General features: G+C 45.7%; 2 protein-coding genes. Both read right to left on the minus strand.

Features of this window, described 5'->3' with window-relative positions; translation table 11 throughout:
- Positions 1–30: 30 nt before the first annotated feature.
- Positions 31–9843 (minus strand): non-ribosomal peptide synthetase, encoded by a 9813-nt coding sequence (locus tag Phpb_RS02765; protein ID WP_065389070.1) that lies wholly within the window; start codon positions 9841–9843, stop codon positions 31–33.
- Positions 9840–13241 (minus strand): non-ribosomal peptide synthetase, encoded by a 3402-nt coding sequence (locus Phpb_RS02770; RefSeq protein WP_065389071.1) that lies wholly within the window; start codon positions 13239–13241, stop codon positions 9840–9842. Before Phpb_RS02770 ends, Phpb_RS02765 begins: the two co-directional genes overlap by 4 nt.
- Between the last annotated feature and the right edge of the window lie 2 nt (positions 13242–13243).

The following is a 13243-nucleotide window of genomic DNA, read 5'->3' on the forward strand; positions in this document are numbered from 1 at the left end:
CACCTTATTTATCAGCGTCTATTTTCATCATCATAACCAACCCTCTTCTGCCACCGAGTTATGTCCCTGATTGGCTTGTTCAGCTTGCTGCAACTGCTTACGCTCAATTATCAGCGCCAGTATGGCGAGATCACCGGCTGTCATGACATCGGCAACGCTTACCGCTACCGCAAAAGTCTGTTGTATCTGATGTAAAAACCTCAACAAGGTTAATGAGTTCCCGCCCAACTCGATAAAAGATGCGGTTAAACTCACCATGCTTAATGGTAATTTCAGTGCGTCGGCACACAGTTGTATCAACTGTTTTTCAATTTCAGTTTCCGCAACACGATCCAACCCACGGGTAATGCAAGGTTTTGGCTCTGGTAAGGCGGCAAAATCCACTTTACCATTAGCCGTGGTTGGTATGGCGGCTATCACGGCATATAGAGTTGGCGCCATATATTCCGGTAATCGGGTTTTCAGTCGCTCTCTTATCAAGGGAATGGCAGCATCCGTTTCAGCGCCCTCTGGCATCACCAACCAGGCACATAGCTGTTTTTCGCCGGTTGCATCGACAGTCACTCGCACAATACTTGTCGCCACTCCATCAAGAGCTGACAGTGCTGACTCTATTTCGCGGGTTTCGATACGAAAACCTCTGATCTTGACCTGATTATCAAGGCGACCGACATAAACCAGTTCACCATCGTTATTCCAATAAACACGATCACCAGTTTTATATAAACGTACTGTTTGTTCCGGCAAGATGACCATTTCAATAAATTGTGCCGCATTTTGCTCTGGGTTATTTACATAGCCCAAGCTCAAAGCGTCGCCAGCAATGTAGAGTTCACCAATAACACCTGGCGGTACCAATCCACCTTGAGAATCCAAAACATAGGTCTGACAATGTGCCAAAGGACGTCCTATAGGCACCACTGAATTTGTTAAAGTATCTAATTGTGTGACATCGATAGCCGTCGCTACAATAGTTGTTTCAGTCGGTCCATAAGTGTTGAATAAACGAATCTTTCCTTGTGTTTTTTGTTGCCATAACGCCAATAATTCCATTCGCATGGCTTCACCACCGACAATGCACAACTTCAAATGCTCAACAAGTCGCTCAACATCGTCAGCGGTTAATTGATACGTCCACTCATGCCATAAGGCTGTGGGTACTGAAATAAGTGTGACTTTTTGCGCATTAATGATCTGACATAACTGTTTAACGCTGTACGCTGTTTTATGACGATCCATAACCAGACGACCGCCGGAAAATACCGACAACATTAATTCTTCGATAAAAATATCAAAACCAATGTTGGCAATTTGCAATACACGGGCAGAATTTGTCGGATAACAGCGTTGAGTAGCCTGATAATAGCTCAATAAATTGTGATGACTGATCTTAATGCCTTTAGGCGTACCCGTTGAACCCGAGGTATACATGATGTAAGCAATACGCTCTTGCGCTGATAATGCCGTTTCTGGCGCCACAACAGCAGTATCAACCGACTCAAGCTCATCAACCATAACAATTCTTTGTTCATCAACAGGCAAAGTGTGGCTTTCAGAACGCTGTGAAACAATAAGCTGAATATCAGCATCGTTAATAATATGGGCAATGCGTTCTATTGGATAATCGGTTGCTAATGGCACAAATGTCGCGTTCGCTTTCAAAATGGCTAAGACACTAATCACCACCTCAGGACTACTTGATAAATAAATACCCACCGTATCATTTATCCCAATACCCCGCGCAACAAGAAGTGCCGCCAGCTTGTCCGCCGCTAACGCCAACTGAGCATAATTCATGCTTCCCCAAGGCCCTGACAAGGCCACTTCATCAGGTATTTGACGCGCAACTCGGGCAAATAATCGCGTCAGAGATGGGCAATCATTGGCAATAGATGACGCATTGTGGGCTAATTGATGCAAGTGTTGGATTTGACTTGGCGCCAAATAATCCGCATGCCCTAAGTGATGATGTCGTGAAACTAACATCGATTTTATTGCGGTTTCATAATAAGCTAATATTTGCCCCGCCTGATGTTCCCCAAATACCGATTGAGTTAACGCTAATTGCAGAACCAGAAAACTATTAGCGGAACTATGATGGCAAACAAAATCATAACCATAATCAACTCGTTCATATTCATGATCATCAGCCTGTTCAGGCTCAATATCCTGAGTTGGCTGTAATTCATCAGCCACATGAAAATCGACATAGTTAAATAAAGCACCAGAGTAGTCACACTTGAATTCCTCTTGCATCATAGCAACCGGATAATGTCGATAAGGCCAGCTTGCAGTGCTATATTCGGTTAATTGCTGAATTAGCGACGACCAAGTTTGTTGATGGATATCGGCATTAACCGGCGGCGTATTTAAGAATAATCCAAGACAAGATTCAGCCCCCTCCACTTCAAGTCTTCCGTGGCTGACCACCGAACTGGTTATGGAATCAGTGCCATTGATTTTCGCCAATATATAAACATGTACCGCCAACAGCAATGTGCGCAACGGCACGTTTAAGCTCGTCGCAAGTTGTTGCAAATCATCATGTAAATAAGATAGCTCAAGACGAGCGGCATAATGTTGTGTTGATCCTTTGCCGGTCCAGTCAGGCAATACCGCAGCGTTGGCAATGTGCTGCCAATAGGCTTTGTGTTCAGGAGCATCAATAGCCGCCAGCTCCTCAGCAATATATTCACCGTAATGCGGTAAGCCGGCTCTTGGTGGAATAGAACCGCCAGACAACACCGATAAATAGTTTTCCATAAACTCAACTTTTAGGTTGGCGACACTCCAACCGTCAAGAATGGCGTGTTGATGGGACAAAACCAGAGCAAAGGTATTATTAGCGTCAATAAATACAGTAACTCGCCACATTAATTCATTTTCAGCGAAAAAGTTGCTATTTTCCTGTTCTAAACAGTGCGCTAATTGATGCTCAAATTCCTGCGCGGAAAGGTGGCGACAATCATTAAACGTAACCGGCAAAGCAATCGTTTTATGAATATATTGCAGCGCTCTTCCTAATTCGAAGTTGTATGTCGCACGCAATAGTTCATGGCGTTGTATTATGGCGTTAAACGCTTGACAAAACGCTTGTTCATTCCACGCCATATTAATCGAGTAATGCTCTACAATATGGTAACTTTCATCTTTTAGCTGATGATAAATAGACCCCAGTTGCAAACTCGACAATGAATATGCATCATCCAATGTGGATTGCTCTTTTAATGCCGCCCGTTCGTCATCCGTGAGTAATGAAAAAGCGTGATAAGCATCTTTAGAAGAGATATTTTTGTTGTTTAAATCAGGTAATTGCTGCGTTATTTCATGAATACTTTGATAGGCCAAAATATCTTTTACACTGAGCGCCAAACCTGCCTGTTTAGCCATTGCAACAACACGCACAATTAATATTGAGTCACCCCCCAAAGCAAAGAAATTATCGTAACGACTTACTTTCTCCTGCTTCAAAACAACGGCAAAAATAGAGGCTAATATTCTTTCAACGTCATTTTGTGGCGCAACATATTCAGTACTGGTAAAAGCACTGGCCTCTGGTGCGGGTAGTTTTTCTTTATCCACTTTTCCGGTAATACTCACCGGGAAAGCGTCCAGACAGACAAATGCACTGGGAACCATGTAATGAGGTAATTGATGCCGTAGCTGTTCTCTGATCTGTTCAACCAACAACGATTGCGACGTTTGCAAATAAGCGATAATTTGTTTATTGCCCGGCTCTATTTCCCGCACCATAGTAATAGCATTTTGTACATCAGGTAATACACGCAGCTTGGCATCAATTTCAGCCAGTTCAATGCGGAATCCACGCAGTTTTATTTGATCATCATTACGCCCTAAAAACGCCAGCGTTCCATCAGATTTCAATCTCGCTTGATCACCGGTGTGATAAATATAACCACAACCACCAGAAAGATTGTCTTTAACAAATTTTTGTTGCGTTAATTCGCTATTGTGGTTGTAACCTCTTGCCAAACCAGGGCCGCCTACCGCAATTTCACCCACCACCCCCATAGGCACAGGCTCGCCATAAGCGTCAAGGATATAAATGTGGGTATTGGCAAACGGCGTACCAATGGGAACATAGGCATCATCAGGCAAAGAGAGATGAGTCACATCACCGTAACTGGCGTCAATCACTGATTCTGTTTGTCCATAAATATTGAAACAACGGCCATCAGGATGCATCAGCTTTTGCAAGCGGTTCAAATCACGACCATACCAAGCTTCGGAACCCACTAATATATGGCGCAGTGAATTTAATCGAACCCTGTTTTGTTCAGCATAATCGAGTAAATTTCTCAGAATGACCGGCACAAAGTCACCAAATGTCACCTGTTGTTGTTCAATAAGCTGATACAAAGCCTCTGTGGTAATTAAATCCGACTTGCGACAAATCACCAAGCGACCACCGGTGGTCAAGCTTTTAACGATGTCTCCCAGAAAAATATCCACCGCCAAACCCGCCATTTGCAATACGGTCGGCGGCCTCTGGAATAAGCCAAATACCGCATCCCAACCATAAAAACGCGCAATCATCGCCGTGTGCTCAACCATCACGCCTTTGGGATGACCCGTTGTGCCTGAGGTGTAAGTCATGTAAGCCAAATTGGTCGCGACTGAATGACGCCGCGTCGCCGCAATATTAGTATCAATCTGCGACTGGTTTAATATCTCATCCAATCTCCAGATGTTGTACGCCGAAGCCACTTCAACAGGCAAACGCTGAATATCATCCACCACAACCAATGGTGTACCGCTATCTTGAAGAATGTATTCAATCCGCTGCAATGGCTGATCAGCATCAAACGGCACATAGGCTAAACCCGCCTTCAAGATACCAAGTACGGTAATCACTGAAACCGCAGTACGCTCCATACAAACCGCAATAAAGGAATCCGAGGTATAACCTTTGTCCAACAAAAAGTGAGCGACCCGATTCGCTTGAGCGTTCACTTGCCGGTAAGTGAGATGCAACTCGCCGTCAATAACCGCTGTTTGTGCTGGACTCCGTTCCACCTGTTCTTCGAACAATTGATGAATGCACTTATCAGCCGGATAAGGCTGCCAATTGTCATTGATATCGACCAACAGATATTCTCTTTCCTGCACAGTTAACACCGGCAGTTTAGCCAAAGGAGCTGTTTGATATTGATCACTCACTAATGCAGACAATAAAGTCAGGAACCGTTGGCTGAATCGGGTTATTGTCGACCGCTCGAATAGTTCACAGTTATATTCAAAACTAAAATCAAGACTGTTCTCATCTTCACTAGCATCCAGGGTTAAATCGAACTGGGCTGTGACATGTTCGCTATCAAGGTACTCAAATTCAAGGTGACTCAATTGCAATACCTTGGACTCATTAGTATCCATTGAGAATACAACTTGGAATAGCGGCGAGTAACTTGTACTCCGCTCCGGCTGCATTTTCTCCACCAATAGTTCAAACGGCAGTAACTGATGTGCTTGAGCATCAATATTGACTTGGCGAATATGTGACAGATATTCAGCAAAAGTGAGATCGGCCTGGTATTGGGTACGCAGCACGAGCATGTTGACGAAAAAGCCGATAAGCGGCTCAACTTCCACCTGCAAACGATTCGCAACCGGCGTCCCGATGACAATATCCTTGCTTTGTCCATGACGGGCGAGTAACAGGGTAAACGCCGCATGCAATACCACAAACAGGCTAGTATTGTGCTGACTGGCAAGGGATTTGAGCCCAGTCAACAGAGACTTGTCAGCACTAAATTCAAATAGCCCGCCACGGCTGCCAAGCTGTAATGGACGTGAATAATCCAACGGTAAGTCGTGTACAGGAGGCAACTCATTAAGCTGAGTGAGCCAGTAGTTAAGATCCGTTTGTAACGTTTCACCCTGTAGTTGTTGCCGTTGCCAGACCGCATAATCTTTATATTGAATGGGTAGCGATGGCAAAGCCGGTTGCTGACTGCCCTCAAGCAGTTGGCTGTATATGTTGACAAATTCATCAGCAAGCACTTTGATTGACCAACCATCTGATGCGATATGGTGCATATTGAATACCATAACACACTGATTTTCCGCTATTTTTAGATAAGCTGCTCGCAGCATGACATCGTTAGCCAAATCAAATGCCTGCTCCGCGTGTTGCTGAATAAATTCTTGTACCTGCTGTTGGCCGCTTTTTTCCCCAAGGCTCTGGTAGTCAATGCGGTCTATCTTCACCGTTACCTTGTCCAACACTTCCTGCCATGCACCGGCGGTATCATGCCGATAGACCGTTCGCAACACTTGGTGCCGCTGGACAATCATGTTTATCGCACGTTCAGCGATAGCGAGATTGAAGTCCCCTTTGACGGTTAATGCCAACGGCATATTATATTGAGGCGTTTGCCCATCTAACTGGTCAATAAACCAAAGCCGTTGCTGGGCAAACGACAATGGAAGCCGCGCTATTTCAGCGGCAGGCGTAATTGGCGCTATCGCTGCATTGCCGCAAGTTGCTCTTTGTTGTTCAGCGATCAATTGCGCCAGTTCCGCCAAGGTTTGGCTTTCAAAGACGACCCGAACAGAGATCGATACGGCCAAGGTTTTCTGGATCTCCGAGACCAACTTAATCGCCAATAGGGAATGTCCCCCTAGCTTGAAAAAGTTATCGGTACGGCCCACTTTAGGATAGCCTAACAACTGCTGCCACATATCAGCCAGTTGTTCCTCCAGCGCCCCCTGCGGGAAACTGTTGTTCTCCGGTAACGGCTCTTGCATCTCTACACTCAGCAACGCTTTGTAGTCGACTTTTCCGTTTACCGTCATTGGAATACTGGCTAGCGCAATAAAGGTATTGGGGACCATATATTCCGGCAAGGTTTGGCTTATTTGTTCCCTCAGCGCTGCTGGCTCCAGCGGCGCATCAGCAACGTAGTATGCAATCAGTTGTTTGTTGCCGTTAAGCTCATTAACCGTGACAACCGCCTGTCTCACCCCATCAATCGCAATAAGTTGATTCTCAATCTCACCCGGCTCAATGCGGAAACCCCGAATTTTTATCTGGCTATCCTTCCGCCCGATATATTCAAGCTCACCATGAACATTAAACCTCACCAGATCGCCGGTTCGGTAAAGCCGCTCAACCTCACCGTCGAAAAAAGCAACTTGAATAAAACTTTTCTGCTGCTCCTCAGATCTGTTCAAGTAGCCGCGAGAAACGCCTTTACCACCAACAACCAATTCACCAATGACGCCTTGTGGCGCCAAATTCAAACGCTCATCAACAATATAGGCTTTAACATGACCACATACTCTGCCAATAGGCACCGATTGCTCAATCTGCAACGCGGATTCGATTAAGTAGTAGCTCGCCAAGACTGTTGTTTCGGTCGGCCCATAGGTATTCATCACCGGAGGACGGTTTGCTGATGCGAACCAATGTCTGACAATTTCAGCATTAATGGCTTCACCGCCAACGATAACCAACCGTAGCATGTCAGGCACCAAAGCGTCGCCACTACTCACCTGATGCCAAAATGCAGTGGGTAAACTCATTACGGTGATGTTGTGCTGACCACACTGTTGCCAAAATAGGTCAGCGCTGTCGAGCCAATCATCGTTCCTCAATACCAAAGCGGCCCCTGCACTTAGGGTGACAAAACACTCTTCAATGGAAATATCAAATGCAAATGAGGAGAACTGTAATACGTTGTCGTCAGGTTTAACGGCATACATTGCCAATGCTGCCGCCACAAAATGGCTCAACTGGGTATGCTCTACCATGACCCCTTTAGGTTTGCCCGTCGATCCGGAGGTATACATGACGTAGGCAAGTTGATCCAAGCGATGGTTGATATTCGGATTATCCGATGCAGCCCCTGAAAACAGCGCCATTTCCAGGGTTAATAGCTCAACAATGACATTCAGCTCAGCAAACTTGCCTGCATATGCGTTGTTCGTCAATACGATCACCGGCCGACAATCCGCAATAATGTGATGGATTCGGGACTGAGGGTTGTCAACGTCAATGGGGGTGTAAGCGGCGCCTGCTTTCAGTACCGCCAATATACTGATAATCATCTCAGGGGAGCGAGGTAAACATAACGCGACAATATTGCCCGGCTCAACCCCCTTTTCGATGAGGTAATGCGCCAACCGGTTAGCCCGCTGGTTTAACTCTCGATATGTCAGGGTTTGATTTTCTCCCGCAACCTGCCATACCAAAGCGGTGGCATCGGATCTTTGTTCTGCCTGACGTTCAAACCGGCATTGCACAGATTCTGTCGTTGTCGCGATAGAAGACGGTATTGCCAGTTGTCGCCCTAATCGGCGCTTTTCGTCTTCATCCAACAATGCCAAAGCGCCTAATGTTTTATAAGGATTTTTGGCGATATCAATCAGTAAGATTTCAAACGATTTGAGTAACCTTGCGATGGTGTGTTCATGGAATAAGCTACTGTTGTATACCACTTCAAATAGAATAGTGTCACCGTCATCAATCGCATCGAGTTCCAAATCGAATTTAGAGAACGCTTCACCCGAAGATACCGGCATAAATATCACGTCATCCAGTCTCGATTCGCTGGCCTCCGTCGTATCCATTGTGAACATGAACTGGAATATAGGTGAGTAAGCGATGTTCCGGCTCACCGCCAATTTCTCCACAAGAACATCAAACGGCAAATCCTGATTCATTTGTGCTTCAATGTTGACTTGCTTTACATGCTGCACAAACTGCATGAAATCAATTTCACCCTGATATTCGGTCCTCAACGCCAGCGTATTGACGAATAACCCGATCAGTGACTGTAACTCTTTTTGTTTACGGTTGGTGGCCGGGGTACCAATGACAATATCTGTTTGCCGGCTGTAGCGAGCGATAAATACTGAAAATGCAGCGTGCAATAACATAAATAGAGTGGCGCCGGCATCGCCCGCATGTTTACGCAACATTGCCGAAAATTGCCGTTCCAATCGGAATCGCACCTTAACACCGTAGTTGGTCTGTTTCACTGGCCGCTGAAAATCTAATGGAAATTGGTGAACTTGCGGTATATCAACTAATTTTTGTCGCCAATAATCAAGTTGCGCATCAAACACCCCGTCAGCAATCCATGACTGCTGAGTGTAAGCATAATCTGCATATTGTACCGGCAGTACAGGCAAGGATTCCGGCAGATTCTGCTTAATCGCTCGATAATGGGTGACAAATTCTTCCATCAATAGAGAAAAAGACAATCCGTCTCCCGCAATATGGTGCAAATTGATGATAAGGAATTGCCGCTGTGTATCAGTGGTAAAAAAGTCGATCCGGACCATGAGATCATTCTGTAAATCAAACGGAGCAGAAACATACTGATAAAATATCGCTTTCAGATCGGCAGGGTCACATGTCAAGTGCCGAACATTGATTTTTGCCTTAACATCCGACTGAATCTCCTGCCATACTTCACCTCGCTCTTCTCGGTAAACTGAGCGCAATACTTCATGGCGTTCAACAATTCGTTGCATGACTTTTTCAGCAATCGTTAAATCGAACGCGCCACTCACTTCCAACACTGTCGCCATGTTGTAATGTTCGCTGCTGCCAAAGAGCTGGTCGATGAACCACAGGCGTTGTTGTGCAAAAGAGAGAGGTAATCGAGTCAGCCCTCTGTCGACGGTCTTGATCGGTAATGGATTTGATTGTTGCCCTTGCAAATACGCAATGATCTCTGCCTTATGCGTTCTCAATTCAGTCAGCATATCTTGCGATACTGCGCCTTTAGGCGCGTTCAGCTTAAGCGAGTCAGATTCAAGGTACACCATAATGTCTTGCTGTTTTAAGTCAGCTAAAAATGCGGCGATATTCACAGTTCAACGACCTCCCTCTCTCCGTCAATCTGTTTCCGTCGTTCGGCAAGCTGCTGCTCAACATACTGTGCTAAAGCAAACAACGTGTCATAGACGTAAAAATCCTTTACCGACAGTTCGATCTTCAATTCTTCACTGATGGCACTGCCGAGTTTGACAAATTGCAGTGAGTGAATGCCGAGCTGTACAAACCGGGCCTCAATATTGATTGGCGTCAACCCAAGCTCTCTATGGAACAATCCAACTAGCTGCTTTTCAGTTGCCGTTTCTGGTGGCGTAAAAGGCTCCTCGGCGATATTTTCCACACATGGAGCAGGCAGGGCTTGACGATTAATTTTACCATTCTCAGTCCGTGGCATTTCCGGCAATAACACATAGAAGCTGGGCCACATAAACTCTGGCAAGATACGCTCGACTTTATCGCGCTGTTCACGTATGTCGAGCATCGACGGAGCGACCAAATAAGCCACCAAGGATTGCCGCTGCTTGTCATCCTGTCTCACACAAACCACAGCATCCGCGACATCAAAATGAGTACGGATACAGTGTTCAATTTCCCCCAATTCGAGACGAAAACCGCGTAATTTCACCTGGAAATCGTTTCGGCCAATGTAAGCAATTTCGCCTGTTGGCAACACCTTCACTAAATCACCGGTGCGATATAGCCGTTCGCTGTTACCTTTAGCGTCCAAATGATCAATAAAACGTTCAGCCGTCAGTTCCGGGCGGTTCAAATACCCTTTTGCTAATCCGACACCACCAACATACAGTTCTCCCACTACGCCGACCGGGCAGTGGGAGCGATCTTTTGCCAGCACATAAAGTGACACATGGGGAGCGGGACGACCAATCGTGACTGGATCAGTCGCCTTTTCAAAGATTTTCAACGAAGACCACACGGTGGCTTCCGTCGGCCCATATTCGTTGACAAGCGTTGCCTGAGGCTGATACTGGAAATGTTTTGTCTTTACGTTGTCCGACAAATTTTCGCCGGCGCCAATCACTTTACGGAGTGAATGTCCGACAAGGTAATCAAGAACAGCATCGTAGAAACTGGGAATAAAAAGAACGTGGCTAATTTGTCGACTGTCTATAATCTTTGCCACATACGATGCATCTTTCGCATCTTGAGGGGCCATTAAATGCAACGTTGCACCGCTGCCAAGCCCCCAATATATCGCCGGAATCGATGAATCGAAAGCAAAGGAGGAAACCAGTAAAAATTTCTCCGGTACTATCGAGTATGAATTAAACCGCCCAACAGTGGATGCGCTCAACGCCCCATGCTGGATCATCACCCCTTTAGGATTCCCCGTTGAACCCGAGGTATAAATGACATAGGCGAGGGAATCTGCTGTCACACTTGAGGCCAATATCGGTTCAGTACGGGCCTGGGCGGCAATTTCGGCGTCATCAAGCAAGATAGTGCAAACGCTACCCGTCGGTAAATCAACCTTATCGATACTTTTATTATCGGCGATAACCAAACCAACATTGCTGTCAGCCAAGATAAAACTTAACCGTGCCACAGAATAAGTGGGGTCCAATGGCAAATAAGCACACCCTGCTTTCAATATCGCTAGCATGCTGACAACAAAGTCAATGCCAGGCTCCATCAAAATAGCAACCAACGGGTTGTTGTCAGCGCCTTTAGTCAATAATAATTGAGCGATCTGATTAGCCCTTGCATCAAGTTCAGCAAAACTGAGGCTTTGTTCCTGATAGCGAATTGCCACTCGCTCAGGATACTCAACCGCCCGCTGTTGAATAAGCCGATGCACAAAAGGTTGCTCCTCAGGCAGTTGCCAAGCTGATTGATGAGATTTGTTCAACACAGCTTGTTCCTGCTCACTGATGATCGCCAATTGATTAATCGGCCTATCACCGTTGACCGCAATATGCGCCAACAATAACTGCATATTTTCGGCAAAACGGGCGATGGTGTCCGGGTTAAAGAGCCATTGATTAAACTCAAAAATCAGCGACAGTCCGTCCTTATCTTCTGCTGCGGTTAAGGTCAAATCAAACTGCGTTTGTCCCTTTTGCTCCATAACCTCTTCAAACTCAGCATCAGCAAGTTCCAACTGTTGAGATTCATAATTTTGCATTGAGAAAAGCACTTGGAATAAGGGCGTAAACGCGGTGCTTTGCTCAGCCAGCAGCTTCTCGACCAATAATTCGAATGGAATGGCTTGATTGCTCTGTGCATCAAGGTGCACCTGTCTTGCACTCTTCAACAACTCATGGAATGTCAGCGTCGGTGTACAATCCAAACGCAATACGAGCGTATTGAGGAAACAACCAATGAGCGACTCCAGTTTCTGTACCGGCCGACTTGTGATAGGTGTGCCAATAACCACATCCGGGTTATCACTGTAACGACCTAGCATCACCGCAAAAGCGGTATGCAAGAGCATGAATAAAGTGGCATTTGCCTCCGCAGCTAATCGCTTAAGTTGACTCACCGTCTCCATTGGTATCTTTTGCATATGCGTTGCACTGCGCATATCCAATTTTTGAGGACGAGCATAATCCAACGGCAATTCATGAACCAATGGCAAGTTAGCCAACTGTTGTTGCCAATATTGCAACTGCTCGTCAAACACTTGCTGAGTTTCAGCTTGATTCTGCCAATAGGCATAGTCCGAATATTGCAGTTCAAGCTCAGCCAGTAAGGCGGGTTTACCATGCACAATTTGCTGATAAAGAAGGGTAAATTCATCAATTAATATCGCCAGCGACCAGCCATCAGCAGCAATATGGTGCAAATCAAAAAACAATACGCCGACCAACGGCTTATCAGATGTCTCTGATTTTAGATCCGATGCTAAATAAGCCACTCTTAGCGGCAAATCCCTACTTAAATCAAATTTCCTCTGTCTCTGCCTCTCCAGCCAATCCTCTATGTGTTGCTGTGGATCAACATCATCGGCAAGGATCTCTTTGTCAATCTGGAAAACATAGTCGTCCAACACGACTTGTTCGGGCATGCCCTGTGATGCCTGATAAACAGTTCGTAAAATTTCATGTCGTTTAAGAATGGCCTCTATCGCCTGACTTGCGGCTTCCAAGGAAAATTGACCATATAAATTGAACGCGGTTGAAATCTTATACTGACGTTCAACTGTAGAGACCTGTTCGACCAGCCAAAAACGGCGCTGGGCAAAGGATAACGGAGCCTTGGTAAGGCGCCGACGTTGTAATGACGAAAGCTTCTGTTGCCCCGTCACCTCTGCATGAGAGAGAAAATCGATAATTGCTTGTTTGTTTTGTTTAATAAATTTTCCCTGTTCAGGTGTGATGGCACCCGGAGCAGACTGAGATTTTAGCGTCCCATTTTCAACAAAAAGACGAACTTCCTGCCCAGACAATCTATCAATAAAGTCTTTTAGGTTCATAT

The organism is Photorhabdus namnaonensis (genome assembly GCF_001684335.1).
GTDB lineage: Bacteria > Pseudomonadota > Gammaproteobacteria > Enterobacterales > Enterobacteriaceae > Photorhabdus > Photorhabdus namnaonensis.

Coding starts and splice junctions, on each gene's coding strand:
- Phpb_RS02770 (WP_065389071.1), bottom strand. CDS start 13,241: ATGAACCTAAAAGACTTTATTGATAGATTGTCTGGGCAGGAAGTTCGT.